General features: G+C 55.3%; 24 protein-coding genes. 12 read left to right on the top strand and 12 right to left on the bottom strand.

Annotated features, from left to right (window positions below; translation table 11 throughout):
- The first annotated feature begins 30 nt into the window (after window positions 1-30).
- Window positions 31-726: a TIGR04282 family arsenosugar biosynthesis glycosyltransferase gene (locus ML541_RS01885; protein ID WP_243370149.1), complete on the top strand. Its 696-nt coding sequence runs from the start codon at window positions 31-33 to the stop codon at window positions 724-726.
- Here the strand turns inward: ML541_RS01885 and ilvA are convergent.
- The 3 genes from ilvA to ML541_RS01870 all read right to left on the bottom strand — a co-directional run bounded on the left by ilvA (window position 702) and on the right by ML541_RS01870 (window position 3,826).
- Window positions 702-1,910 (bottom strand): threonine ammonia-lyase, encoded by a 1,209-nt coding sequence (gene ilvA, locus ML541_RS01880; protein ID WP_243370147.1) that lies wholly within the window; start codon window positions 1,908-1,910, stop codon window positions 702-704. The two genes, ML541_RS01885 and ilvA, sit on opposite strands and share 25 nt — an antisense overlap.
- 145 nt (window positions 1,911-2,055) lie before the next feature.
- The gene (locus ML541_RS01875) at window positions 2,056-3,030 is read right to left on the bottom strand and encodes a cation diffusion facilitator family transporter (protein WP_243370145.1); all 975 of its coding nucleotides are present in this window, start codon (window positions 3,028-3,030) and stop codon (window positions 2,056-2,058) included.
- Window positions 3,031-3,070: 40 nt separating this feature from the next.
- Window positions 3,071-3,826: a hypothetical protein gene (locus ML541_RS01870; protein ID WP_243370144.1), complete on the bottom strand. Its 756-nt coding sequence runs from the start codon at window positions 3,824-3,826 to the stop codon at window positions 3,071-3,073.
- A gap of 148 nt (window positions 3,827-3,974) precedes the next feature.
- Here ML541_RS01870 and trxB point away from each other — a divergent pair, with 148 nt between their 5' ends.
- Together trxB and ML541_RS01860 are read left to right on the top strand one after the other, a co-directional pair.
- The gene (trxB, locus tag ML541_RS01865) at window positions 3,975-4,925 is read left to right on the top strand and encodes a thioredoxin-disulfide reductase (protein ID WP_243370143.1); all 951 of its coding nucleotides are present in this window, start codon (window positions 3,975-3,977) and stop codon (window positions 4,923-4,925) included.
- A gap of 88 nt (window positions 4,926-5,013) precedes the next feature.
- Window positions 5,014-6,543: a YifB family Mg chelatase-like AAA ATPase gene (locus tag ML541_RS01860; protein ID WP_243370142.1), complete on the top strand. Its 1,530-nt coding sequence runs from the start codon at window positions 5,014-5,016 to the stop codon at window positions 6,541-6,543.
- A gap of 51 nt (window positions 6,544-6,594) precedes the next feature.
- Here the strand turns inward: ML541_RS01860 and ML541_RS01855 are convergent, their stop codons facing one another.
- Both ML541_RS01855 and ML541_RS01850 read right to left on the bottom strand, forming a co-directional pair.
- Entirely contained in the window at window positions 6,595-7,920 is a 1,326-nt protein-coding gene (locus ML541_RS01855) for an alginate export family protein (protein WP_243370141.1), read from the bottom strand.
- 53 nt (window positions 7,921-7,973) lie between these two features.
- A complete protein-coding gene (locus ML541_RS01850; protein WP_243370140.1) occupies window positions 7,974-8,774 on the bottom strand; it encodes a DUF3793 family protein in 801 nt (266 codons plus the stop codon).
- A gap of 220 nt (window positions 8,775-8,994) precedes the next feature.
- On the opposite strand from ML541_RS01850, the gene ML541_RS01845 reads away from it, so the two are divergent.
- From ML541_RS01845 to ML541_RS01835, 3 genes are all read left to right on the top strand, one after another.
- The gene (locus ML541_RS01845; RefSeq protein ID WP_243370139.1) at window positions 8,995-10,488 is read left to right on the top strand and encodes a B12-binding domain-containing radical SAM protein; all 1,494 of its coding nucleotides are present in this window, start codon (window positions 8,995-8,997) and stop codon (window positions 10,486-10,488) included.
- A gap of 394 nt (window positions 10,489-10,882) precedes the next feature.
- Entirely contained in the window at window positions 10,883-12,448 is a 1,566-nt protein-coding gene (locus ML541_RS01840; protein ID WP_243370137.1) for an ATP-binding protein, read from the top strand.
- A 61-nt stretch (window positions 12,449-12,509) separates the two neighbouring features.
- On the top strand, window positions 12,510-13,127 hold the full coding sequence (locus ML541_RS01835) for an outer membrane beta-barrel protein (protein WP_243370135.1): 618 nt from the start codon (window positions 12,510-12,512) through the stop codon (window positions 13,125-13,127).
- 121 nt (window positions 13,128-13,248) lie between these two features.
- Here the strand turns inward: ML541_RS01835 and ML541_RS01830 are convergent, their stop codons facing one another.
- Both ML541_RS01830 and ML541_RS01825 read right to left on the bottom strand, forming a co-directional pair.
- Window positions 13,249-13,554: a BON domain-containing protein gene (locus ML541_RS01830; protein WP_243370133.1), complete on the bottom strand. Its 306-nt coding sequence runs from the start codon at window positions 13,552-13,554 to the stop codon at window positions 13,249-13,251.
- A gap of 84 nt (window positions 13,555-13,638) precedes the next feature.
- Window positions 13,639-14,280 (bottom strand): response regulator, encoded by a 642-nt coding sequence (locus tag ML541_RS01825; protein ID WP_243370131.1) that lies wholly within the window; start codon window positions 14,278-14,280, stop codon window positions 13,639-13,641.
- A 441-nt stretch (window positions 14,281-14,721) separates the two neighbouring features.
- Between ML541_RS01825 and ML541_RS01820 the strand changes: the two genes are divergently transcribed.
- Entirely contained in the window at window positions 14,722-16,317 is a 1,596-nt protein-coding gene (locus ML541_RS01820; protein WP_243370129.1) for an acetyl-CoA hydrolase/transferase C-terminal domain-containing protein, read from the top strand.
- A 107-nt stretch (window positions 16,318-16,424) separates the two neighbouring features.
- Here ML541_RS01820 and ML541_RS01815 read toward each other — a convergent pair whose 3' ends face one another.
- The gene (locus ML541_RS01815; RefSeq protein ID WP_243370127.1) at window positions 16,425-17,366 is read right to left on the bottom strand and encodes an HD domain-containing phosphohydrolase; all 942 of its coding nucleotides are present in this window, start codon (window positions 17,364-17,366) and stop codon (window positions 16,425-16,427) included.
- 165 nt (window positions 17,367-17,531) lie between these two features.
- Between ML541_RS01815 and ML541_RS01810 the strand changes: the two genes are divergently transcribed.
- Window positions 17,532-18,167, top strand: coding sequence for an OmpH family outer membrane protein (locus ML541_RS01810; protein WP_243370125.1), 636 nt, complete (start codon window positions 17,532-17,534; stop codon window positions 18,165-18,167).
- A 129-nt stretch (window positions 18,168-18,296) separates the two neighbouring features.
- Entirely contained in the window at window positions 18,297-19,928 is a 1,632-nt protein-coding gene (locus ML541_RS01805) for an ABC-F family ATP-binding cassette domain-containing protein (protein WP_243370123.1), read from the top strand.
- Window positions 19,929-19,938: 10 nt separating this feature from the next.
- Here ML541_RS01805 and ML541_RS01800 read toward each other — a convergent pair whose 3' ends face one another.
- A complete protein-coding gene (locus tag ML541_RS01800; protein WP_243370121.1) occupies window positions 19,939-20,535 on the bottom strand; it encodes a hypothetical protein in 597 nt (198 codons plus the stop codon).
- A 139-nt stretch (window positions 20,536-20,674) separates the two neighbouring features.
- Between ML541_RS01800 and ML541_RS01795 the strand changes: the two genes are divergently transcribed.
- Both ML541_RS01795 and ML541_RS01790 read left to right on the top strand, forming a co-directional pair.
- On the top strand, window positions 20,675-21,580 hold the full coding sequence (locus ML541_RS01795; RefSeq protein ID WP_243370119.1) for an NAD(P)H-binding protein: 906 nt from the start codon (window positions 20,675-20,677) through the stop codon (window positions 21,578-21,580).
- Window positions 21,581-21,603: 23 nt separating this feature from the next.
- Window positions 21,604-22,455: a S1-like domain-containing RNA-binding protein gene (locus tag ML541_RS01790; protein ID WP_243370117.1), complete on the top strand. Its 852-nt coding sequence runs from the start codon at window positions 21,604-21,606 to the stop codon at window positions 22,453-22,455.
- 3 nt (window positions 22,456-22,458) lie between these two features.
- On the opposite strand, the gene ML541_RS01785 is transcribed toward ML541_RS01790, so the two are convergent.
- The 3 genes from ML541_RS01785 to ML541_RS01775 all read right to left on the bottom strand — a co-directional run bounded on the left by ML541_RS01785 (window position 22,459) and on the right by ML541_RS01775 (window position 23,990).
- Complete coding sequence (locus ML541_RS01785) at window positions 22,459-22,662, bottom strand: cold-shock protein (protein WP_243370115.1); 204 nt, start codon at window positions 22,660-22,662, stop codon at window positions 22,459-22,461.
- Between the two features lie 480 nt (window positions 22,663-23,142).
- Window positions 23,143-23,541 carry a CoA-binding protein gene (locus tag ML541_RS01780; RefSeq protein ID WP_243370113.1) on the bottom strand — a complete coding sequence of 133 codons (399 nt, stop codon included), beginning with the start codon at window positions 23,539-23,541 and terminating at the stop codon, window positions 23,143-23,145.
- A 17-nt stretch (window positions 23,542-23,558) separates the two neighbouring features.
- Window positions 23,559-23,990 (bottom strand): hypothetical protein, encoded by a 432-nt coding sequence (locus ML541_RS01775; RefSeq protein WP_243370111.1) that lies wholly within the window; start codon window positions 23,988-23,990, stop codon window positions 23,559-23,561.
- A 272-nt stretch (window positions 23,991-24,262) separates the two neighbouring features.
- Here ML541_RS01775 and ML541_RS01770 point away from each other — a divergent pair, with 272 nt between their 5' ends.
- On the top strand, window positions 24,263-26,317 hold the full coding sequence (locus tag ML541_RS01770; RefSeq protein ID WP_243370109.1) for a HAMP domain-containing methyl-accepting chemotaxis protein: 2,055 nt from the start codon (window positions 24,263-24,265) through the stop codon (window positions 26,315-26,317).
- The last annotated feature ends 26 nt before the right edge of the window (window positions 26,318-26,343 follow it).

Genomic DNA, 26,343 nt, shown 5'->3' with positions numbered 1-26,343 from the left:
TCTTCGTGCATGGTTGCTAAGGTTCCAGGTTTGACGAAAAGAGCCCTTCTCATCTTTGCCAAGGAGCCAATGGCGGGAATGGTCAAGACCCGCCTCGTGCCCTTTCTGTCTCCTGATGCTGCCGCCGAACTGTACCGTTGCATGTTCCTTGATACCTTGGCCAAGGCGACCGCCATTAAAGACGTGGCGCTGCACCTCTTTTATCAGGGTGGGGTAGGGGCCGGCCACTATTTCCGTGGAGTAGGCGAAGGCATCACCGTGCTACCCCAGGCCGGCAACGACCTTGGCGAGCGGATGCAGAATGCATTTCTGGAGGCCTTCGGGCGCGGTTACAGGCAGGTGGCGATCATCGGCACCGATTCCCCCGATCTGCCCGCCGCATATGTGGAGGAGGCATTCGCTAAGCTGGCGGATGAGCATGTTCAGGCTGTCTTCGGCCCGAGCCTCGATGGCGGGTATTATCTTCTTGGGTTGAAACAGCTACATGGGGAGCTTTTCCGCAATATTGCCTGGTCCAGCAGCACGGTGCTGGGCGAAAGCCTAGCTGCTGCGGAGCGGCTGGGCATTTCAGCGGCGCTGCTGCCCCCCTGGTACGACGTGGATACCGCCGCGGACCTGCTCAGGCCGGAACTGCTCGATCCGGAAAACGGTGCCCCCTTGACCCGCAGCTTTCTAGCCAGTCGCAGCTTATCGCTGTCCGGTCACTTCAGTACTTCCAGCCCGTAACCCCGCTTGTCCAGATAATCGACTGTCTCGCGGATATGTTCGAAGCCACGGGTTTCCAGCTCCAGCAGCACTTCCGTTTTGCCGATGGGTAAGGACTTGGATCGGCGGTCGTGGGTGATGAGGGATATATTGGCGCGGGTTTCGGCGATGTCTGCGGAGAGGCGTGCCAGGGATCCCGGCACGTCGTCCAACTCCACCTTCAGCTTCAGATAGCGTCCTGAAGCCAAAAGTCCGCGCTCCACCACGATGGAGATGGTCTTGACGTCGATGTTGCCGCCGGAGAGGAGACAGACCGTCTTGCCTCGCAAGGCATCCACCTTGTCGTTGAGAATTGCCGCCAGTGTGACGGCGCCCGCCCCCTCCACCAAAAGCTTGCTCCTTTCCAGCAGGGAGACGATCGCCTGGGCGATTTCCTCCTCCTCAACCAACACCACCTCGTCCACCAGTTCCCTGATAATGGGAAAAGTGTTCTTCCCGACCCTTTTCACCGCAATGCCGTCGGCCAGGCTGACCTTTAACGGCATCTCGGTAATTTTACCCCTCTGCAGCGAGCCGTGCATGGAGGGAGCGGCGACCGACTCGACGCCGATAATCCGCACCCGTGGGTGGGATTCTTTAATAGCGGAGGCAATACCGGCGATGAGGCCTCCACCGCCGATGGGGACGAGGATTGTCCCCAGGTCCGGCAACTGCTCGAGGATTTCCAGGCCGATCGTTCCCTGGCCCGCCATGACCAAGGGATCGTCGAAAGGGTGGACGAACAGCGCCCCGGTCTCTTTCTGGGTCAAAAGAGCGGCGGCGTAGGCCTCGTCGAAATTCTTTCCGGTGAGAACCACCTCTGCACCATAATCCCTGGTGGCAAAGACCTTCTGGGGCGGGGTGCTTTCCGGCATGAAGACCATGGCCTTCACCCCGAGGAGATCGGCGGAAAATGCCACACCCTGGGCATGGTTGCCCGCCGAGGCGGTAATTACCCCCTTTTCCAGTCTGGCCCGCGGCTGGGCGGTCATGAAGTTGAGAGCCCCGCGGATTTTGAAGGAGCCGGTCCGCTGCAGGTTTTCGCATTTGAGGAAGACGGGGGTGCCGGTTTTTTCGGTGAAATAGTGGGAATGGATTAATTCGGTGCGGCGCACCCGCTTTTTCAGGCGATCGTCCGCTTCGTGAATCAGGCTATATTCAAGCATGGAGGGAAACTCCGAGAAAAACTACTGCGGGGGCGGTCTGCGGTGTTGCCGCTTGCTTGGGAATCCGACGTACACCCTGTACGATTCCTTCCTTCCCTCGCCTGAGCCTTGCATACCGATCTCCTCATGACGTTTTTCAATATGGTTAGTGATGGTGATGGCCGTGGCTGCAGGTGCCGTGCTCATGGCTATGGTCATGGCTGTGGGCGGCGCGGGGACGATGGCGCATTTCCTTGATGATCGGACCTTCCACGCACCTGGTGCACTCCGCCTGCAGGGTGGTGTGGGATATGTGGTAGCGTTCGAAGAGAAGCTCCTCGATGCGGCGCAGGACCTCGGTCTGATTGTCCTTGTGATCTGGCAGGATGTCCACGTGGGCCGAAAGCGCCAGGATATGGGAGCAAATGGTCCAGATATTCAGGTGGTGAACGCTGTTGACCCCGTCGATGGAGCGCATCGCTTCCGAGACCTCGGTCACGCTCATGTTCCGCGGCACCCCCTCCAGCAGGATGTGCACCGATTCCCGGATGACCCGCCAGGAGCCGGAAAAGATAACGAAGCCTATGGCGACCGAAACAACGGCATCGAGCACGTACCAGCCGGTGAAATACATGATGACGCCGCCGGCAATGACGCCGACGGAGGCTGCCGCATCGCCGATGACATGAAGAAAGGCGCTGCGGACGTTGAGGTCATCGTGGGAGTGCTGGTGCAGGGCCGAGGCGGACAGCAGGTTCATGATCAGACCGACCAGGGCGATGATGAACATGGGGAGGCTCTTGACCTCCTGGGGTTGGAGGAACCTTCCCCATGCCTCATACATGATGCCCAGGGCGATAAGCAGCACCGAGATTCCGTTGACGAACGAGGCGAAGACCTCGGTGCGGTGCCAGCCGAAGGTGCGGGTCTCTGAAACGGGTATAGCGGCAAGCCTGATCGCCCCCAGGGAGAGGAGCAGGGCGAACATATCGAGGAAGACATGGGCGGCATCGGACAGAAGGGCAAGGGAGTTCGTCCAGATGCCGCCGGCAACTTCGGCAACCAGGGTCAAAGCGGTAAGGATGATGGCATACTTGAACCTGCCGGCGATGCTTTGATCCAGATGTGTTTCAGCGCTCATATCCGTTCCTGTTGAGCCTTGTGTCAGTATTCGGTAGCACTTAGAAGTTGACGGCCGCCTTCAGTGAGTAGATGGGGCGGGCTGCATATTCAACTTCGGCGGTGATGCCCACAAGCGGCAGGGGGGTCAGCTTGAGACCACCGAAGACGCGGGGCTGCCAGAGCTTTTCTGATTTAAGCGGGCCAGTCGGGAGTGAAGCTGAAAGTGTTTGGAGATTCCCCTTTGCCTTGCTGTCGATCCAGACCGCGCCTGCTCCCGCATAGGGGGTAACGAAGAGGAAGCCTTTGCTTACGGAGGCATCCACTCCCACCGTCTGCAGGTCGAGATCGCCCACACCGGCAAGCTTGGTGTAGGTGGCGCGGACGCCGAGGGCAGGAGTCACAGCTGTTCCTTCCAGGATCGCCTTGCTGATTTCGGCGCCATAAAGCTTGATATTGCTGTCGGGAATGTAGGAATACATGGCGCCGATGTCGAGGCCGAAGGGGAGCCCTTTGCGAACACGGAGTTTCGGCAGGTACAGGTATGAAGGGGCATTGCCGTTGAAGGCGCTCTGCCAATTAGCTCCGTCTTTCTTGATGGAAACGGCACTTACTTCGATTCCGGCATCGAAACCGGTAATGCCGAGGGGCTCGGCAGGGGTAGTATTGCGGTAAGCCATGGCCGTACCGGCTTCCTTGACCAGATGCTTGAACTCATCCTGGGTGAGCCCGGAACTGAACCTGATATCCCGTGCTACAGCAGTGCCGGCGATCGCAAGACTCAGGCACAGCACTAACGAAGCAATCCGTTTAACCATTGTTTCCTCCTTGTGCATAGCAATATATGTGTGTGAAGTTTAACAGAGGGCCGGGGCACGGTCAATGACAAAGACCCGGCTGCCGCCTTGCAATTTGCCTTTCATGCTGGTATGTTATCGCAACCTTATATAACGACGGGAGTTGCACATGGCGACAGAACATCACAGGCTGATTATTCTCGGTTCCGGACCGGCGGGTTATACGGCGGCAGTCTATGCGGCCAGGGCCAACCTCAATCCGGTGATAATCACTGGGCTGCAGCAGGGGGGGCAGCTGATGACCACCACCGAGGTGGACAACTGGCCGGGAGACTTCGACGGCGTTCAGGGTCCCGATCTGATGGAGCGGATGCTCAAACACGCGGAACGCTTCAATACCCGGATAATTTACGATCACATCAACAAGGCGGATCTGCAGCAGCGCCCCTTCATTCTCCAGGGGGACTCGGGCACTTACAGTTGCGATGCCCTTATCATCGCCACCGGCGCTTCGGCCCAATACCTGGGGCTTCCCTCTGAGCAGGCCTTCAAGGGAAAGGGGGTCTCCGCATGCGCCACCTGCGACGGCTTCTTTTACCGCAACAAGCCTGTCGCCGTCATCGGCGGCGGCAATACCGCAGTCGAAGAGGCACTCTACCTAGCCAATATTGCCAGCCATGTCTTCGTCATCCACCGTCGTGACCAATTCCGCTCGGAGAAGATCCTCGCCGACAAGCTGATCGAAAAGACCAAGAGGGGCAATGTCACCATCGAGTGGCACCATACCCTGGACGAGGTACTGGGTGACGAGTCGGGGGTGACCGGCATCCGCATCCGCCATACCAGTGGTTCCACCAAGGACCTCTCCGTCCATGGCTGCTTCATCGCCATTGGCCATACGCCGAATACGCAGATTTTCGAAGGACAGCTGGATATGGAAGGGGGTTATATCCGTACTCTCTGTGGTACGGAGGGAAACATGACCGCTACCAGTGTCCCCGGCGTCTTCGCTGCCGGCGATGTTCAGGACCAGTATTACCGTCAGGCAATCACCTCGGCCGCTACCGGCTGCATGGCGGCACTGGATGCGGAGCGTTACCTGGACATGCTGAAATCTTGAGGCGCGAGGAGTGAGGAGTGAGGTGAAAAAACCGCCTTGACTCCTCACCCCTAACACCTCACTCTTCACTGAGAAAGATGGAGGTTCCATGCTTGCCAAGGTATTGAGCAGTGCCCTGTTGGGTATAGACGCCATCATGGTGGATGTGGAGGTGGACATCGCCCAAGGGCTGCCCCAGTTCGCCACCGTCGGCCTTCCCGATGGGGCGGTGAAGGAGAGCAAGGACCGGGTCAAGTCTGCCCTGAAAAACTCCGGCTACGAATTTCCCAACCGAAAGATCACCGTCAACCTTGCCCCCGCCGACGTGAGAAAGGAAGGTGCGGCCTTCGACCTTCCCATCTCCATCGGCATTATGGCCGCAACGGGGGTAGTTAAGTCGGATCACCTGAAGAAATACCTGCTTCTGGGGGAACTGTCCTTGGACGGCGGCGTCAAGCCGGTCCGGGGCTGTCTTTCCGTGGCGGTGGCGGCAAAAAACGCCGGGCTTGCCGGCATCATTGTCCCAGAGGAAAATGCCCGCGAAGGGGCGGTAGTCGAGGGGATCGAGGTGATCGGAGTCTCCGAGCTGGCGCAGGTGGTGGAATTTCTCAACGGCGAGCGCCCAGTCATTCCCTGCGTGGTGGATGTCCAGCAGCTGTTCCGCCAGAACCTGGATCACAGCGACGATTTCTCCGAGGTGAAGGGGCAGGAACACGCCAAGCGCGCCTTGGAAGTGGCGGCGGCTGGTGGGCATAACATTCTGATGATTGGCCCGCCAGGCTCGGGCAAGACCATGCTTGCCCGGCGCATTCCCTCCATCCTCCCCACCATGTCCTTCAACGAGGCCATCGAGACCTCGAAAATCTACAGCGTCATGGGGCTTCTGGACCGGGACCGGGCACTGGTTTCCGGCCGCCCTTTCCGCAGCCCCCACCACACAATTTCCGACATCGGCCTCATCGGCGGCGGCAACACTCCCAAGCCTGGGGAGGTGAGCCTCTCCCATAACGGCGTGCTCTTCCTCGACGAATTGCCGGAGTTCAAGAAACATGTGCTGGAAGTGCTGCGCCAGCCCCTTGAGGACGGTAAGGTCACCATTTCCCGCGCCTTGACATCCCTCACCTATCCGTCACGGATCATGCTCGTGACCGCCATGAATCCCTGTCCCTGCGGCTATCTTGGCGATCCTCTCCACCAGTGCTCCTGCACCCCCGTGATGATTCACCGCTACCGTTCCCGCATTTCCGGTCCGCTCCTGGACAGGATCGACATCCATATCGAAGTTCCTGCCGTGAAATACCGTGACCTAGCTGATCGCAGCGACGGAGAAAGTTCAGCGGCCATAGCCGGACGGGTGGAACTCTCCAGGAACCGGCAACTGGAGCGGTTCAAAGGAACAAAGGTGCACTGCAACGCCCAAATGACGCCGCGTTTTATCAAGAAGTATTGCGAGCCTGATGCTGCCGGGCAAAAGATGCTGGAGATGGTCACCGACCGCCTCGGTCTTTCCGCCCGCACCTACACCCGCATCCTCAAGGTTGCTCGAACTGTTGCCGATCTTGAAGGAAGCGAGACTATCAGGGAAAATCACATTTCGGAAGCGATCCAGTACCGGAGCCTGGACCGGAAGACGATCTGAGCAACCTGCCGTGCGGGTGACCGAGCCGCCCTGTTTCTTTCGGATATTGAATCAGAAAGTCGCCTGCACCTGCAAATAACCGTAATTGATGTCCTTGCCGCTGCCGGTGACATCCTTGAAGAACCTGCCGGTGAAGAAACGGTTGGCGCTTGCCAGGAGGGATACCTGCTTGGTGAGCTTGTAGGTTAGAATGAGATTGGTTTCGAAACCCACATCCTTGCTGATCCCGGCAGGGGGCAGGACCGCCCTGAAGTAATGGCCGTCGAGGGAGACATTGAACCTGTCGGTCAAATCAATACCTCCGCCTGCGGTGATCACGTGAAGACCGCTGGCACGAACTTCGTTGCCGGACAAATCGACGGCGTTCACACCAGAGAGGTCACCGATGACGCTTGTATCGCCGATCAGAGGGGTGTCGTTGTTCGGGTTGTGGAATTCGGTGAAATTTCCGGACGCAGGGTCGCTGTCACCGGAGCCGAAGGCATAGCTGACCAATGCTTTTGTGGGGTAACTGCCGATGGCCGGATCGATGGTGAGGTCCACGTGACCGCCGAAAGCATTGATATCTTGGTGGGATGAGCTTTCGATGTGGCGCCCGAACTGGTAGACCGGCTCAAGTTCAAAGGCGACCGCCTTGCCCAGCTTCCCTGTGAGGCGTGCCCCGACGGAAGCAGTTCTCTCATCCTTTCCCTCGTGGGTCAATCCGGCTCCACCGGTGTCAAGCAGGCTGTAGAGTTCCACGCCGAGTCCTTCGTTCACGGTGTAGGTGCCGTACATCCCATACAGTTCGCCGGTTATGCCGCCGGAGTTGTCCTTGACGTATTTCCCGGCGAAGAAATCAACAGTAAGAGGCTCGACAGGCTTCACCTGCAGTTTGACCGCATCGAAACTCAGGCCGTCGAAAAAGGTGTCGGCGCCGAGCATGAAGGAGCTGCCGTAAACCAGTTCCTGCCGCCCTACCTTGAGGCTCGCCTTTTTATTGGGCATGCTCCCTTCCACATATCCCTGGTATAGACGCATCGTATCGCTGTCGGTATGGTTGTAGAATGCGTACCATTGCCCCTCAACCCTCGCGTTTAGATAATCGTTCGGGGTGAAGGTCAGCGAGGGACGGACTCGGATGAGGAGCCGGCCATCGCTTTTTTCCGGCGTGAACGCGAAATCGGTAAAATTGAAGTTATTGGTGGACTCCCCCCTGATCATGGCGTCCAGACCCACCTTGAGCGGCCCGAACTGGAGCGGGTCTTTCACTTCCTCCTGCTTTTCCTGATGCTGGCCGGCTCCATCGCCGGTTTCCCTATCTGGGATATCCGGGGCGCCAAACGCATTTCCAGCTGCCAGGAGGGTGACGAAAAATAGTAATGCAGGCAATCTCATATCTTACCCCTGTCGCTTTGAAAGTGTTGAAAGATGATACTGAGTCTTATTTTTTACATCTGCTCTTCGTATCGTGCCCTTTGATGAAATACTTTAGCTGCCTGAGCCGTGGCAGGACCGACCGTTTTTTCGAGCGATTCGAAAGGAAATCGGCCGTTGCTGAAGGGGTTGCCTGCCAGACATTGAAATGGGGATGTGCAACCTGCCAGACCCTCAGCCATCCGTCTTCGGCAGCAGCGAAACGTCTCGGCAAGACAGAGGCTTTCTTTCGCTTCCCCATAGATCTTCCATGGCCCCTGACAGGTGTAGGGGAGTGGCGCAAGTCCCATGAAGCCTACCACGTCCTTCAGCGGATAGCCGAGAAGGACGCCGATCTCATGTGGAAATGTGCCTGCGGCAAGGTTTTCGGCCAGTCGCTTCAGCACCTGGGGGAGGGGCGAGCTCTCCTCATGGCCTGCCCTGGCCAGGATGACACCGATCGCTGGTTTGTCCAGGAGCCTTGCGAGGACATGGGGGTGAAACAGAAGGAGGAGCATCGCCTCTCCCCGGTCTCTCAGCTCATAGGCCTCAAGAGGAGATGCAGCAATGATGCTTTCCCCCCAACTCTTCCACAGCTCGTAGAGGTTCCTGCCGCATGGAAAAGTGCGATTCGGAATGGAAAAGAGGTTTGCCGGCTTGACCCCTGCCAGTACCTCTGCTGATTCCAGTGCCAGAAAAGAAGCGAGGCACTCCCGCGGTTCATTGAAGCGCCACGAAATATCTCTCCAGACCGCCCGCCGTTTCTCTTTCTTGCCGGCAAAATTGTCATCTCTGCCGACGGATTCCCGAAAATGACCAAGTTGAAATTGTTCCACATTTTCCCCTAAAAGCGTCTGAAGACAAGCAATGGATAGAATAGAATCTAGTGAAAATGAAAATAAATGTCAATATCTTTTCAGCATGTGCATTTTTTTCAAATCCCTCCTGCCGAGCCGCATTTTCTGCTTCTCATTTATTTTTACCAAACAATTACAACAGCAATCCTTCAAGCACTTAAAATTGTAGATAACTAATTTTTAACGAATGGAGCCTGCCATGAAAATTTTGCTGGTCTATCCCCATTATCCCGATACTTTCTGGAGTTTCCGTCATGCCCTGAAGTTCATCGGCAGAAAGGCCAGTTTTCCTCCCTTGGGGCTGCTGACGGTTGCAGCCATGCTCCCGGCCGCATGGAAAAAGAGGTTGGTGGATTTGAACGTTACCCAGTTGACCGACGCCGATATCCAGTGGGCCGACTACGTCTTTATCAGCGCCATGACCATCCAGCGCTCATCTGCGGAGGCTGTGATCGGGCGTTGCCGTGCTCTCGGGGTGAAAACTGTCGCCGGGGGGCCACTCTTCATCGCCTTCCACGATGAGTTTCCGGAGGTGGATCACCTGGTGCTGGGAGAGGCGGAGGTAACCCTGCCGTTGTTTCTCGACGATCTGGAACGGGGCGTGCCGGGACACCTGTATCGGGACGAGCGCCGCGCGGACCTATCCGCCACCCCCGTTCCCCTCTGGGCGCTGGCAGACCTGCGAAAATATGCGGGCATGAACATCCAGTACTCCCGGGGCTGTCCCTTCGACTGCGAATTCTGCGACATTACCGGCTTATTTGGACGCAAACCTCGGACGAAGCATGTCTCCCAGTTGCTGCAGGAGCTGGAAAGCCTTTACATGCGAGGCTGGCGCGGTTCGATCTTCTTTGTGGACGATAATTTTATCGGAGACAAGCAAAAACTGAAAACGCATATCCTTCCGGCCATAAGGGCGTGGATGGAGCGCCGGGGCTATCCGTTTTATTTTTATACTGAAGCTTCCATAGACCTGGCCGATGATGACGTCTTGATGCAGATGATGGTTGAGGCGGGGTTTCAGGAGGTTTTCATCGGCATCGAAACAACCCATGGGGAAGTACTGACGGAAATAGGGAAGGTGCAGAACAAGAACCGGGATCTTCTTGCTTCGGTTAAACGAATACAGCAGGCGGGACTGCAGGTGCATGGCGGCTTTATCGTCGGTTTCGACAGCGACCCCCCTTCCGTATTCGACAGCCAGATCAGATTTATCCAAGAGAGCGGCATTGCCACCGCCATGGTCGGCATTCTCACCGCCCTCCGCGGAACCAAGCTCTACAATCGTCTTCATCAGGAGGGCAGGCTGATCGGTGATGCCAACGGCAACAACATGGCGGTGTCCCTCAATTTCGTGCCGCGCATGGAGCGGTCGGCTCTCATCAGGGGCTACCGGGAATTGCTGGATCACATCTACGCTCCGGACAACTATTACGAGCGGGTGATGACGCTTCTCAGGGAATACCGTCCGATGCCCGGGGGGCGGTTTACCGTGCAGAGGGGATATATGGCCGCTCTCTGGAAGTCCATTTTCTTTCTTGGAGTCCTCGGAAAGGAGCGGGTCCAGTACTGGAAACTCTTCTTCTGGTCACTCATTCGCCGGCCGCGGGTATTCCCATTGGCCATCACCTATGCCATCTATGGCTTTCATTTCAGGAAAATAACTGAACGGATCGGGGAACAGCCGCTATAAAAATTAATATAAGTTAAATATAAAAAATAAATTAAAACTGTTGACATTGATGATGGTTAGATTAAAATAAGCTTACATTTTGCAGGCGACAGGGAGCCTGTTTCAGGCATCTTCAACGATATCTGGTGGAATCGAACATGAGAAAAAAGAGAAAGTGCATTTGATGCTTTGGCCGGGGCGCTGCTCCTCCTTCGGGCACCCGGCTCTTTTTTTCTCTGAAAACCCTCGTTAAAACCCAAAACCTGCAGGGAAAGATTCTATGCGGAAATTCGGCTGCTTGTCCTGATGCTGCCCACCGGTTCGTTCCTACCCATCCGCAGGATCTGCAGCTATGCCTGCCGTTGCAATTCCCAATCGAGCGATAAACAAATAGATTCACCATCCTGAGGAATGTATGGATAAAGCTTTACGGCTTTTGATTGTGGACGATTCGCGGGAAGATGCGGAATTGATGCTGCATACTCTCAAGCTTGGCGGTTACGCGGTTACCTGTCAACTGGTGGACACTTTGGAGGCGATGCGTACTGCTCTGGAAATGGAGCAGTGGGATCTGATCGTCTCGGACCACGCCATGCCCTGTTTCAGCGCACCCGAGGCCCTTGCCCTGGCCAAGGAGATGCATCCCGAATTGCCGTTCGTCATCGTCTCCGGAGAGATCGACCTGAATCTCGCCGTCTCACTGATGAAGGGGGGGGCGCAGGATTATATCCAGAAACGTGAGCTGGCTCGTATCGTTCCGGCAATAGAGCGTGAATTGCGGGAAGTTGAGGCGAACCGCATGCGCAGGCGCATGGAGTCGGCGCTGGCTGCTTCGGAAATCCGCTACCGACGCCTGTTTGAAACGGCCAAGGACGGGATTTTGATCCTGGACGCGGAAACCGGCAAGATTACCGATGTCAATCCATCTCTCCTGGAGATGCTCGGCTGTTCCAGCACAGAGTTGATCGGCAAGAAGTTGTGGAAGACCGATATCTTCGCCGATACCTTCGCCAGCAAGAGGGCCTTTAACGAGCTGGAGAAAAAAGGCTACATCCGCTATGACGACATGCCCCTGATAACCCGCGATGGGCAGCAGATCGACGTGGAGTTCATCAGTAACGTCTATGCTGTGGACGACCGGAAGGTGATCCAGTGCAACATGCGCAATATTACCGACCGCAAAAGGGCGGAAGGGCAGGTCAAGATCCTCGATACCTACCTGGAAGCCAGGGCGGCGGAGCTGGAGGCTGCCAACAGCCAGCTGGAGGCATTCAACTACACCGTTTCCCATGACCTCCGTGCTCCGCTGACCAATATAAACGGGTATTGTCAGCTGCTGATGGAGCTCTGTCGCGACATTCTGGACTCCCAGTATCTGGGCTACCTGCAGGAAATAAACAATGGCGTGCTGCGCATGAACAAGCTCATCGACAGCCTGCTCAATCTTTCCCTTGTCTCCAGATCGGAATTGCACCGTGAAAGGGTCAATCTCTCCGAGACGGCAAGGGCGGTGGCCGCGGAACTCAAGTTGATGGAGCCGCAACGGAGGGTGACCTTTAAAATAGCAGACGGTGTCGTCGTTTACGGAGATATGAGTCTGCTGCAGGTGGTTATGGAGAACCTGTTCGGCAATGCGTGGAAATACACGAGCAAGAAGGAGCGCGCGCATATCGAATTCGGTGTCACCGACCATGGCGGCAAGCGGGCCTGCTATGTTCGGGATAACGGCGCCGGCTTCGACATGTCCAACGCGGAGAAGCTCTTCAATGTCTTTCAGCGGCTGGGAGACACGGAGGAATTCGAAGGGTTCGGCATCGGGCTTGCCACCGTCAAACGCATAATCCAGAGCCACGGGGGCTGGATTGTCGGTGAAGGTGAGGCAGGAAAGGGGGCAACTTTTTACTTTACCCTGGATGACCAGCTTCAGCATGAGGTTTTAAATACAGAGATGAAAAAGGAGGTCGCCATGGCGCAGACATAAATTCGGTGGAAAGGCCCTACGGTTCTGCAGAAAACAATACAAATTTTGCAAGGAGGAATAAATGAAAAAAATAGTCCTGTTGTCCCTGCTCATTGCATTTCTTCTTAGCGTTAACTCGTCACAGGCGGCGGATGGGGGGGATAAGCCAGCCAATTACTTCGCGATCAAAGGCGGTATTTATTCTCCCACCGACAAGTTCGACTTGCAGGCGGCGGTGGGTAGCAGCACCACCCATCGCCTGGACAGCAAGATCGGCTTCAATGGTGAACTGGCAGTGGGGCATTACTTTTTGCCGGCCTTGGCCATGGAACTGGGGGCGGGTTATTTTGAAAGCAGGGGAACAGCTGAAGAAGTGGCAGGCGCCGATGCCAAGCTTCGTGCAGTGCCTGTGGTCGTCACCGCAAAAGTCCTCCTTCCCCTGGGTCCCCTGGAACCCTATGGCGAATTTGGCGTCGGCGGCTACTTTTCAAAACTGTACCGGGGAGGCGACCTCCCCAATAAGAATATCAAGGCGATCTTTGGTCTCCATGCCGGGGCAGGGATCAATTTCAATGTTACCGACGCAGCGTTTTTCGGCTTCGAAGGGCGATATATCTGGACGGAGCCTTCATGGGGTACTACGGATGTGAGAAAGCTGGATGGTTTTACCGCAACGGCCGATCTCGGCTTCCGCTATTAGGTGGTTATGTGGGGTCGGTATCCCTCGGGTGAGAAATGGTTTATTACCTATGCATGTTGAAAAATGGCAGGCTTTCGAAGATCGCCTGCCATCTTTTTTGTCGACTTGAACTGACGTGCTGCTATTTGACGATCAGATTGTTCTGGACTTCTCTGACACCTGCCACACTTCCGGCAACCTGGCCGGCCCGTTGGGCGCTCTGGGGAGAGTCGACGAAGCCACTAAGCTGAACCTTTCCCTGGTAAGTCTCGACCGCGATCTGCATCACCTTTAGCGCCGGATCGCCAAGGATTGCCGATTTGACCTTCGTCGTGATGACGGAATCATCCAGGTATTGTCCTGATGATTCACTTTTCTGGTGCGCCGCGCAACCACCCAGCATCAAAAGCAAGCCGAAGGTGAGTATGGATCTTGTGATCAGATGCATAACAGCCTCCCCTGTCGTTTTTACATTAATTATAGCTAAACCTTTGCCCATGGCAATTGAGACTCTGGGATCCGGTTTTGCCGGCTAAAGCCTATGCAGGTCAATCATCATTTCATCTCCCACATACTCAGTTTGTGCAATACGGGTGGTGTTGGCAAGTTTTGCCACAATCTCCCTGATCTTTCCCATCTCCTGCCGGATCTGCTGCAGAGCTGCTGCCCCCTGCTCCCCATTTTCCTTTTCCAGTGTGTAGAGGGAGCCGTAGACAGCAGTCAGGGGGTTGTTAATTTCGTGACTCAGGGCAATGGCCATTTCCTTGAACAGTTTCAGCTTTTCCAGTTCCAGGGACTGTCTGGCGAGGCTTTGGGCAGCCAGGTGGGACTTGACCCTTGCCAGGAGCTCCTGAGGGTAGAACGGTTTGACGATATAATCCACGGCACCGGCTTCGAATCCCTTGACCTTTTCACGCTCGGTGTCCATGGCAGTGATGAAAATGACTGGGATGTCTCTGGTCCGTTCAATGGACTTGAGCCTCCGGCACACTTCGTAGCCATCGATTGTCGGGAGATGGACATCCAGGAGAATGAGGTCCGGCGGGGTTTCCTTGGCGGTGCTCATGCCGTGCGCCCCATTGTCACTGAAATCCAGGGAGTAACGGTCTGCAAGTATATCGGCCAGTTGGGCCTGGGCAACCTTGCTGTCCTCTATAACGAGTATTCTGGCCATGTATGAGAATCCTTTTGTCTTTTAAAAAAAACATTATTCTATCTATTCAGGATTTCTTGTCAACGCAGGATCGGCTGATCCACGAGGAACTATTAGTAGAAAATAAGGATTTATTCTCAGTAAAATAAATTGTTGTCTTAGTAAAAAAAGGTGGTGCGGCCGAGAGAGATAGCATTCAGGGAACGTCTTGAGAAAACTGTCGATTTTGAGATACAGGTGTAATGGGAAAAAACATTTTTTACCCTGAATAGTGATTGTTAAGTTGTTTTTTAACTTGACTAGAAGCAGCGCTTTACGTAAAATCCGGTTTTAATTTTAGCCGAAAGGCAGCTCCTCCCACTGCTTTACCGGTTTGCATCATCAGATTTCACTGTTGTCCTTATTACAAAAGATCTTCTTCGATCTTCTTTGTAAACATTAAAACAAAACAGGAGGAAGAAAATGTCTGAGTACGGCACCCTGCAAGACCGCGTTCGTTGCAAGTCCCTCATGAGCAAGGTCATGAAGGCTGAGGACACAATCCAGTTTTTTAAACCCGGCATGAACCTGGGCTGGTCCGGATTCACCCCGGCCGGTTATCCTAAAGTGGTACCCATTGCTCTCGCTGACCATGTGGAGAAGAACAACCTGCAGGGAAAAATGAAGTTCAATCTCTTCATCGGTGCATCTGTCGGTGCCGAGACCGAAGATCGCTGGGCGAGCCTCGACATGATCGACCGCCGCTGGCCGTACCAGACCGGTAAGAACATCGCTGCCGGCATCAACGAAGGCCGTATCCGCATGGGAGACAAACACCTTTCCCTTTTTGCCCAGGACCTGGGCTACGGCTTCTATACCAAGGATACCGAGAGCGGTAAACTGGACCTGGCTATCATCGAAGTCTCGGCCATTACCGAAGACGGCGGCCTGGTACCCACCACCTCATGCGGTGTCATTCCCGAAATTCTCATGATCTGCGACAAGATCATCGTCGAGGTCAATACCGGCGAGCCATCTTTCGAAGGGATTCATGACATCCTCTCCTGCAAGACTCCGCCTAACCGTGAAGTTTTCAACATCACCAAGGCCGGCAGCCGCATCGGCACCACCTTCTGCCCTTGTGACCCGAGCAAGATCGTTGCCGTCGTCGAGTCAAAGCTCCGCGATAAAGGGCGTGCCTTTGCCGAGCAGGATGATACCTCTGAGGCCATCGCCAACCACATTATCGACTTCTTCAGCCATGAGGTGAAAGCGGGCCGCCTGCCGAAGAACCTGTTGCCGCTGCAATCCGGCGTCGGTTCCATTGCCAATGCCGTTATCGGCGGTCTGGCAAAGGGTCCTTTCTCCAACCTGACCGTTTACACCGAGGTCCTCCAGGACACCATGCTCGACCTGTTCGACTCGGGCAAGCTGGATGCCGCTTCATCCTGCTCCCTGTCCCTTTCCGAGACCCCGGGTTTCCCCCGCTTCTTCGAGAACTGGGAAAAATACTTCGACAAGATCACCTTGCGTCCGCTATCCATCTCCAACGCTCCTGAGCCGATCCGTCGCCTCGGGTGCATTGCCATGAACACTCCGGTCGAGATTGACATCTATGCCCATGCCAATTCCACCCTGGTTGGCGGTACTCGTATGATCAACGGCCTCGGTGGTTCCGGCGACTTCCTCCGCAACGGCTTCCTGAAGATCATGCACACCCCGTCGAGCCGCCCGAGCAAGACCGACCCGACTGGTATCTCCTGCGTCGTGCCGCACTGCTCGCACATCGACCACACTGAGCATGATCTGGACTGCGTCGTCACCGAGCAGGGTCTGGCTGACCTCCGTGGTATGGCCCCGAAAGACCGGGCCAAGCGGATCATCGAAAAATGCGCCCATCCTGAGTACAAGCCGATCCTCACCGAGTACCTTGAGATTGCTTCCGCCGACTGCTTGAGGCGCAAAGTGGGCCACGAGCCCCAGCTGTGGGACCGCGCCTTCAAGATGCATCTTAACCTGGAGCGCAACGGCACCATGAAAATCAAGAACTGGGATGTAAAGATCGATCTTTGTGAATAGAATTTTCGGAGAATGTGATGTAATGCAGGCCCCGCGGGTTTCCGTGGGGCTTTTTTTGTCACTGGTACTGGAAAGATCGGGACTGCCGCGAACTATGGAGGATGACTTCAGGCTCCGATGACGGCAAAGAGGGCATTGACGATCTCCGTGTCGAGATGGGTGTTGCGCATGCCGTCGATGGTCTCGATGATCTGCTCCCGGGACAATTTCTTGCGATAGGGACGGTCGACGGAGAGGGCATCGAAGACATCTGCAACTGCCACGATCCGGGCCTCCAGAGGGATTTCCTTTCCTTGCAGACCTGACGGATACCCTCGACCGTCATAGCGTTCGTGGTGGTAGAGGACGACGTTCTGCACCGTTTCGGAGAGATTCGCCTTGCGCACCACGGTGCACCCCCATACGGAGTGGTTTTTTACCAGCTCGAATTCCATTTCGGTGAGGGGACGGGGGGCGTTGAGAACGGCTTCCGGGACGCCGATCTTGCCGCAGTCGTGAAGCCAGCTGCCGAATTTGATCTCTTCCTGCTTCCCTTCGCTTAAACCGAGTTTGGCAGCAATCTGCAGGGCAATGGTGGCAACACGGTCGCAGTGCCCTTTGGTGCAGGCATCCTTCAGCTCGATGGTCTGGGCCAGGGAGTGGAGTACGAATTCATCTTCCCGCTTCAGCGACTGCAAAATACGAAATCTGCGAATGCTGTCCTTTACGGCCTTGACCATCTCCGCATCTTTCCAGGGTTTGACGACAAAGCGGAATACTTCACCGTTGTTGATGGCGGAAAGGGTCGTGGCAAGGTCGGCGCTGCCAGTCATCATGACCTTTACGGTGTGGGGCGAGATTTCCTTTACCTTTGCCAGCAGTTCAAGTCCATTCATGCCGGGCATCTGGTTATCAGCCACGATTACGGCAATGATATTTTCGTTGACTATCCGCAGCGCCTCGCTTCCCGAGGCGGCAGTCATGACGGCAAGCCCCCGGTTTCCGAAAAGTTCTCGCGTGTAGTCCAGGTAAATTTTCTGATCATCCACAAAAAGAATGGTCTCGGCCATGGATTTCCTGCATAGAAAGAAGATGTTGCTTCTCTGTTATACTCTTCGGCATGGGGTGGGGAAAAACTTAGGTTGAAATCCCTTTTCACACTTCTTTATTTGCCTATTTGTCCCAAACCGGATATTCTTGCCACTGCTTGACATTCCATGGAAAACGGAGTTCTTATGCAGCGCCTTTGCCGAAGAGCCGCACTTATTCTCATGCTTACCGCCGTTCCCTTCTTAGCTTTTGCCGAAGAGGGGATAACGAAGGCCGCTTCGGCCGACAAAGCTGTTGCGCAGGCGGCGGCTCCGGTTACGGCTGTGGAGCAGCCTGCTGCCGGACCGGCGAAAACAGAGCGGGTAATAAAATTCGGTTATGTGGATATGGTGAAAGTCGGCAGCGATTCGGCCCAGGGAAAGACGGCCAAGGCCAGATTCGAGGCCAGGGCAGAAAAGTACCAGGGGCAGATTGCCGCCAAGCAGAAACAGCTGGAGAAGCAGAAGAAGGCCATTCAGGCAAAACTGGCCGGTATGAGCCCTGAGCAGCGTGCGACCAAGGCAAAGGAATTCGATCGCAAGGTTGAGGACTTTCAGAAATACGTGCAGAAGGCTGAAAAGGAGATGCAGACCCTGCAGGAGGATGTTTCCCGCAAATTATACAAGGATATCGAGCAGGTGGTGGATAGCTACGGCAAAGCCAATGGCTTCACGGCCATCTGTGTAAAGAAGGATGTCCTGTATCTGGCGTCGGGTGTCGATGTGCAGGATGTTACCGATGCAATCATCAAGTTGGTGAACGAAAAGGGACAAAAGCCCTAGCATCGTTCCCATGAGAGGCTGAAAGACGAAAGGTCTGCCGGTGCGGGCCTTTTTTCGTTGATGTTGGATATCCGGCGGGATGTATTGTTATTCAACCGCCAGATTTAAATAAACGGAGAGAATAAATCAATGATTCACCTGTCGAATATTACCAAGCAGCACGGCTCCCAACTGCTTTTCCGCGACGCTTCCTTTCAGATCCTGCCCGGCAGCCGCACCGGCCTAGTAGGCCCTAACGGCGCAGGGAAGACCAGTATATTCCGTATCATCACCGGCGAAGAGGAGGTGGATGCCGGCGAGATTACCGTGTCAAAGAACACGGTGGTCGGCTACTTTTCCCAGGATGTGGGGGACATGGCAGGGCGTTCCGTCCTGGCCGAGGTCATGTCCGGTGCCGGGGATACCGTGCAGTTGGCGGCCGAGCTGAAAAAGATGGAAGAGGCCATGTGCCTCCCCATGGCGGACGATGCCATGGCTGAGCTGCTGGAACGGTACGGTGCCGCCATGGAGGAATTCGAGCACAAGGGGGGCTACGACCTGGATTCCCGTGCCCAGGCGGTGTTAACCGGACTGGGGATCGGTCCCGACCGGTTCAACCATCCGGTGGAGTCCTTCAGCGGTGGCTGGAAAATGCGCATCGCCCTGGCGAAGATCCTGACCCTGAATCCCGACGTGCTGCTTCTGGACGAACCCACAAACCACCTTGATGTGGAATCGATCATCTGGCTGGAGGAATGGCTGGCAACGGAATACAAGGGTGCCCTGCTCATGACCAGTCACGACCGGGATTTCATGAACCGCATCGTCAGCCGCATCGTAGAGGTGGCCAACAAGACCGTCACCACCTACGGGGGCAATTACGACTTTTATGAGCGGGAGCGCACCGTGCGCCACGAGCAGCTCCTGGCAAGCCATAAGCGGCAGCAGGAGATGCTGGCCAAGGAAGAGGAATTCATTGCCCGCTTTGCCGCCCGGGCCTCCCATGCCGCCCAGGTCCAATCGAGGGTGAAGAAGCTGGAGAAGATCGACCGGATCGAGATTCCTGCAGAGGAAAGAACGGTACGCTTCCAGTTCAATGATCCACCGAGAAGCGGTGACGACGTCGTGGCCATGGACTGTTTAGGAAAATGCTGGTTGACTCCGGACGGAGCCGAGAAGTCGGTTTTCGGCGGCGTTTCCGGCATCATCCGCCGCCAGAACAAGGTAGCGGTCGTCGGCGTCAACGGCGCCGGCAAATCGACCTTCTTGAAGATCCTCGCGGGTCAGACCGAAGCTACGACCGGCAGCGTCGTCCTGGGGGCCAACGTGGAGGTGGGCTATTTCAGCCAGCATGCCATGGAACTGCTCGATGCAAGAAAGACGGTTTTCGAGACGTTACAGGATGCCATGCCGCTGGCTACGATCGGCGTCATCCGTAACCTGCTTGGCGCGTTTCTTTTCCAGGGGGATGCGGTGGATAAGCGGGTCGGCAACCTGTCTGGGGGAGAGAAGAGCCGGGTGGTGCTGGCGACTCTGCTGGCCAGGCCAGTGAACCTGCTGATCCTTGACGAACCGACCAACCACCTGGATATCAGGTCCCGGGAGATCCTGCTGGATGCATTGCAGAATTTCTCCGGCACGGTCGTACTGGTGAGCCATGACCGGCATTTTCTCCGGCTGCTGGTGGACCGGGTCTTTGAGGTAGACCATGGCGAAATGCGGGTCTATGAGGGGGATTATTCCTATTATCTTGCCAAATCGCGGGTTGATGCTGCTGCCTGAGGGGGACCTCTCAGATTTCTTCTCCCAGATCGGAGACCTGTTTTTTTACCTTAACCGGCAGCTTACGACCGGTGAGGCGCGCATGGAGACGGGCAAGGAATCTAATCGTCACAACCTTGTGAATATATGCTTGGGTCAGCCGATAGAGGACCTTTCTTAGCCTGGAAGGGCTGCTGCTCCCCAGAATAAGGGGACAGTAGTCGCTGAGTTCGACGCTGATGATGAGATCGCCGCCGTCACTGCATGTCCCCAGGGAAAACCTGCCCCGCCCGCATTCCCCCGGCTGGACGAGGAATCCACCGTTGAGGCAAAGGGTGACCTGGTATGAATTCCCTTGATGCAAGCATTGGGGAGCTGAAAAACTGAGGAGGCTGATGCTGGTATTGAGCAGTCGGAACTGAACCCCTTCTCCCTGTAACTGCAGCGGCCTGATGATAGACAAAGTACAGCGCCTGATATGGTCCAGATAGAGGTCAAGGAGGTTTTCGGGCATTATCAACGGCAGAAGGTGCCGGACCTTTAACCACTGTCTTGAGTAGACCGAGGCGTCCGACAGCAGAAACTGCTGTGACCATACCTCCAGTTTTTCATCCCCGGCCGGCGGCATCTCCTTCCCCCTTTATGTGTTAATGTAACACAGACTGCCTTCGTTGTCTTTGCAGCTCTCCGGGGAGGGCTTCATCAGGTTGCTTTTGCCCCAATCTGTGTAACACTGCCTATGAACACCCTACGGAACGGGAGGCAGCATGAAACCGGATAGTACGGTCCTTGTTACCGGGGCAACGGGATTTATCGGCGCCAGACTGGTAAACGCACTTCTACAAGACGGCTTCCGGGTGCGATGCCTGGTAAGAAATCGGAACAACACGCTTCCTAAAACTGTCCAGCAGGTGGAAGGCGACCTGCTCCAACCGGCTACGATACCTGCGGTTGTCAATGGTGTCGATACGGCCTACTACCTTGTCCATTCCATGGCAGGAAAACGGGCTGGTTTCGAAGAACGGGACAGAACAGCCGCAGGTAATTTTACCGTTGCGGCAGACAGAGCCCGTGTACGTCGGGTGATTTATCTGGGCGGATTGGGGGAGGTGGCAGCAAAGCTCAGCGAGCATCTGGCAAGCCGACTGGAGGTGGCCAATATCCTGAAAAGCGGCAGGTTCAGCACGACTATTCTCCGGGCTGCAGTTATTATTGGATCCGGTGGCGCGTCTTATGAAATGATCCGCCATCTTGTGGAACGTTTGCCGGTCATGATAACACCGCGGTGGGTTTCCACCAAGTGCCAGCCCATAGCCGTGGCTGATGTAATCCGGTATCTCGTCGGCTGTCTCAAGGATGAGCGGACTGCCGGCGAGGTCTTCGATATCGGTGGGCCTGAAGTGCTCACCTACCGTGAAATGATGGAACATTTCGCAAAGATCAGGGGGAGGTTCACGACCATCATTCCGGTCCCGCTCCTGACCCCGCGCCTGTCATCCTACTGGGTCGGGCTGATAACACCGGTCAAACCCTCCATCTCGATGCCGCTGATCGAAGGGCTGAAAAATGAGGTAATCTGCAGGGATAACAGGATCAGAGATCTGCTGCCAATGGCTCTGACCGGCTATGATGATACTCTTCGTCAGGCTTTGGCAGAGAGTTCAGGAAAGTGACTGATAAAAAGTGAGGAGTTGTAATGCTAGAAATCGGTACATACCACGAGCTGGAGGTAAAAAAGCTGACCCCCCAGGGCGCCTACCTCCTGTCGGAAGAGGGCGAGATCCTCTTGCCGCGTAAATACGTTCCGTCAGCTTTGAAGCCTGGCGACAGGTTGCGGGTTTTCATCTACCTGGATTCGGAAGACAGGCTGGTGGCAACAACGAAGAAGGCGCGGGCTCAAGTGGGGGAATTCGCCCTGTTGAACGTCAAGGAAACAGGTGCGGTCGGTGCTTTTCTGGACTGGGGACTCGACAAGGACCTCCTTGTCCCCTTTGCCGAGCAGCCAGTTCCCATGAAGAAAGGGGAGAAGCGCCTGGTCAGGGTGTACCTGGATCGCTCCGGGAGAATATCGGCCTCGGCGCGCATCGAGCGCTTCCTGAACAATGAGCGGATCCAATTGAAGCAGGGGGACGAGGTGGACCTTATCCTCTATCAGTTCACAGATCTGGGGGCGAAGGTCGTCATCAATGGCATGCATTCAGGGCTTTTGTTCAAAAGCGAACTGTATGGTAGGCCTGGCTTGGGCAGCCGGCTCAAAGGCTATGTGAAAAAGGTGAGGGATGACGGAAAGATCGATGTGACTTTGAAAAAAAGCCCCGCCCACGGCCACGATCTCAGCCGGGAGAGAATTCTCAAAACCCTTGCCACAACAGGTGGCTTTCTTCCGCTGACCGACAGGAGCTCTCCCGATCTCATCGCCGACGTGCTTAAGATGAGTAAAAGGACCTTCAAAAAAGCCATCGGTGGCCTTTACAAGGAGGGGTACATCGATCTCAAGGAGGAAGGCATTCAGATGAGAAGCGACCGGGATAAGACGCACCAGGACTGATCGTCATCCGGCGCGCTTTACATTGGCGGCCTGTGGCCCCTTCGGCCCCTTGACCACGTCGAAAGTCACAGAGTCCCCTTCGCTGAGGGTCTTGAATCCTTCGCCGACAATGGCGGAAAAATGGACGAAGACATCCTCTCCGCTCTCCCTGGAAATGAAGCCGAAACCTTTACTTTCGTTGAACCACTTTACCGTTCCCTTTTCCATTATTTCCTCTCTTTATCCGCGATTGACATTATATTGATAAACTCTAACAATCGACTGTGCGTTGTCAAGGCGCTCTCTTTTTCCGGTCGCCGCTCCACTTTTTTGTCAACAGAGTTATAAAGATGTGTATAAAGCCAATACGCCCCTTGTATGCTGCTTTTATGGCTACTACTTTTGCTGATGGAAAGTGGAAAAATTATGAAAATCAAACGCTATCGCAATTGGCCCATTTTGCTGAAGATCATGTCCATTCCCCTGCTCAGCTTTTTGCTGATCGTGCTTGGCGTCCAGCTGGTGCATCAGTGAGGCGTGCCGGGAGCAGGCAGGGGGCAGTCTACGCATCAGTAAGATGGTGGCGAGCATCCAGGCGTCTACCGCTACGGTTTTGGATGAAACCAAGGTCGTGGACAGGGGGGGGGAACACCATGGGGGTGAATACCGCATCGCTCCAGCAGGAGATGCAGGGATTTACTCTTACAGCTAATGTTCGCTGAAACCAAGGGTGATGAGGATGCAGCTGCCATCGCCGATGACGTTGATGCCGCGTTTTCGGCACAATTCGATGGCGGCCTGGCTCTCTGCTCCCGGCTGCATCCAGATATTCCTGATCCCTTTGCCGGCTGCTTCTTCCACAACCTTCTCCGTTACTGCCGGCGGAGTGATGACCGAAATGCTGGTCACTTCGGGAGGCAACTCCGCAACCGATGCCACGCATGCTTCTCCCTCGATCTCCTTTTCCCGGGGATTGACCGGGATAGCGCGCAGGCGATGCTCCCGGTAGCAACGCAGCACCCGGTTGCCGTATTTACCGCGGTCGCTTGATGCCCCGACCACCCCGAATGCCTCTGCTTTAAAGAACTCCTCCATTTCCTTTCTCATAACTCCTCCCATCATTGCTAAAAGAACGGATATCCTTTCTGTCGCCGCCTTATGAGGTGCTCAACGAGGAAGTAGGCGCGGATGAAGGGTATCTTTTTGCGAAGCAGATCGAACAGATCAACGGCAAAGTGGAACAAAAGCCCCGCCAACAGCGGTATGAGAAGGGGGTAATAGAACGCTGCGAGAGCGACGAGCAGGAAAAAATCGACGGTATGGAAGAGACAGAGACCATAGTAGGGAATGCCATGCTCGATCTTCCACAACTCCTCGAAATACCGGAACATCCCGGCAACGCTGAGGCGCCTGGTGCGTCGGATATAGCATAGATAATGGTCCACATCGATCAATATCCCGCCGACACAGAACAGAGCGATTTCCATCTTTGACCAGAAGGAAAGCAGTGCCGCTGCTGCGACGCCTGTTATGGCAAGATGCTGGTTCAGAGTCATCAATCTCTCCCTTTCTTTCCTCTCGATTGTATCGTTCTCCATGTGCTTGTAAAGGGAATTGGAGTTTTAACACCGGTTAGTGTAAGAACTACATATATTTATCTTCAGAAAGTACTGTAGAATACGATTAAATATCATTTAATATGCATAATCTCCTTGACAGTTCGTCATGAAATAAATAATTCTTGAGTTCATTGTGTGGGTTAATCCCTCGCACTGCAGCGGCTTGAGGCTGTCCAGGGCGAATCGCATCAACAGAGGGCAACTTTCCTATGAGCTTGAGAAACTCCATTACGGCCAAGTTCATCCTCGTGCTTCTGGTCATCCTCGTGGCCGGGCAGGGATTGGGGACCTTCCTTTATCTGCAGTACAACAGATCCATTCTGACCTCGGCACTCCACGAACGGATGCAGCGCACTATCCGTGAATCCGCCGGCATTACCGCCGAGCCCATCCTCAATTACAACTTTACCCTGATCGATGCCTACCTTGAAGAGGTGCTCAAGGACCGGGACATCGCCACCATGCAGTTTTACGACAAGGAAGGCAAGATCATCAAGGAAAAGGGGCGCAGCAGGAAAGGCGCCTTCAAGCTTGCCCAGCCCATTGTGCTGATGGGGGAAACCATCGGCAAAGTGGCCATCGAATATACCACCGGTACCATCGACCAAAGCATGAGACGCAGTCTCCTCCTCATTCCCTTGTACCAGGGAACTCTGCTCGTAGTCCTGGCGCTGGTCTTGATACGGTTGTTCAGTGTGGCGGTGAAGCGCCCGCTCATGGAGATCAACCGGGCCATCGACAGGATCACGGCGGGTGACCTGCTGGTGCAGGTACCGGTCCTGCAGGAAGATGAAATCGGCAGCATTGCCAAAGGGGTGGGCTTCCTGTCTGAAAACCTCTCCGGCACCATCAGGAAGATTGACGGGATTTCTGCAAACGTCACCCGGGCCGCGCAACAGTTGCAGGATATCTTCAACAGGGTCCAGACCAATGTGGACCACGAGCACTGCCTGACCAACGATGTGTCCCTGGCAGTTAAGGAAGCCACCGATTCCCAGAAGCAGATCGTCACCGCCACGGAGAGACTGCTTTCCCTCTCCAGCGACAATGTTTCCGCCTTGCTGGAGATGCGCGCCACCTCCGAAGAGATAGCCGGCAATACGGTAAGCCTCAACAGCAACCTGCAGAATTCCTATTCGACCCTCTCACAGTTGACGCAGACGGCGCGCCAGATTGCCGCCATGTCCAGCGATGTATCCCAGGCGGTAGGCCATGCCTCCGATTCCGTTTCCACCGTTTATAAATCGGTGAAGGAAGTGGAGACTTTCGTCAAGGAATCGGCGGAGTTGAGCCAGCAGACGACGGCCCTCGTTTCCGAGCAGGGAATGAGCGCGGTCATCGAGGCGGCGACCCGCATGAATGGGGTACGGGAATTCATGACCTCGCTGAATGGAGTCATTGAAAAGCTCAATGCCCGTTCCCGGGATATCGCCACCATCATCGAGGTTATTGTCGGTGTTACCGAAATGACCCGGCTATTGAGCCTCAATGCCCAGATCATCGCCTCCCAGTCGGGGGAGGCGGGCAAAGGTTTTGCTGTTGTCGCCAACGAGATGAAAGCCCTTTCCGACAAGACTGCCGGTTCCACCAAGGAGATCGAGAGGATTGTCAGCGATATCAATGGGGAGATCGGCGAGGTCGTTACCGGCATTGCCGAGACCGTGGTGATGATAAATGATGCCACCACCGTCGTCGACAAGACCTCCCTTGTCCTTACGGATATTCTCACCGCTTCCCAGCGTGCTTCGGAAATGGCCAAGAACATAGAATATGCTTCACTCGATCAAACCACTGGACTGGAATTCGTGGTCGGCGCCACGGAGCAGATACGGAAGGGTATCCTTGAGGTGGATCGGGCGGCGGCAGAGCAGATGAAAAGCACCGAATACCTGCTGCAGAATATCAGCCCCATCAAGGATGCCATGGAGATGACCCGGCAGGCTACCGAAGAGCAAGCGGGAAGCGCCCGGCTCATCTCCACCAATATTGACTTTGCAAACCAGAAGACGGGAGAGATTGCCACCGCCTCCGGAGACCAGCAGCGGCTGAACGAAAGAATCATAGAATCCCTTGCTGCCATGGTGGGAACGGCTAACGAAACAGTACGTGAAGTCAACGAAATCGCGGCATTCATCAGCGGGATGCGTGATGAGATGGAGAGCCTGCGCAGGGAAGTGAGCATCTTCAATGTCCGGCATGATACCCCGATTGAGGCCGTTCCGGCTGAGGAAGCCCTGCCGGTGCCGGTTCCATGCCAGGTCTGAAGTACGTATATCTTTCGTAAGGAGAA

It is taken from the genome of Geotalea sp. SG265, assembly GCF_022808985.1.
Lineage (GTDB): Bacteria > Desulfobacterota > Desulfuromonadia > Geobacterales > Geobacteraceae > Geotalea.
This window is presented reverse-complemented; position numbering and strand designations above follow the sequence as displayed.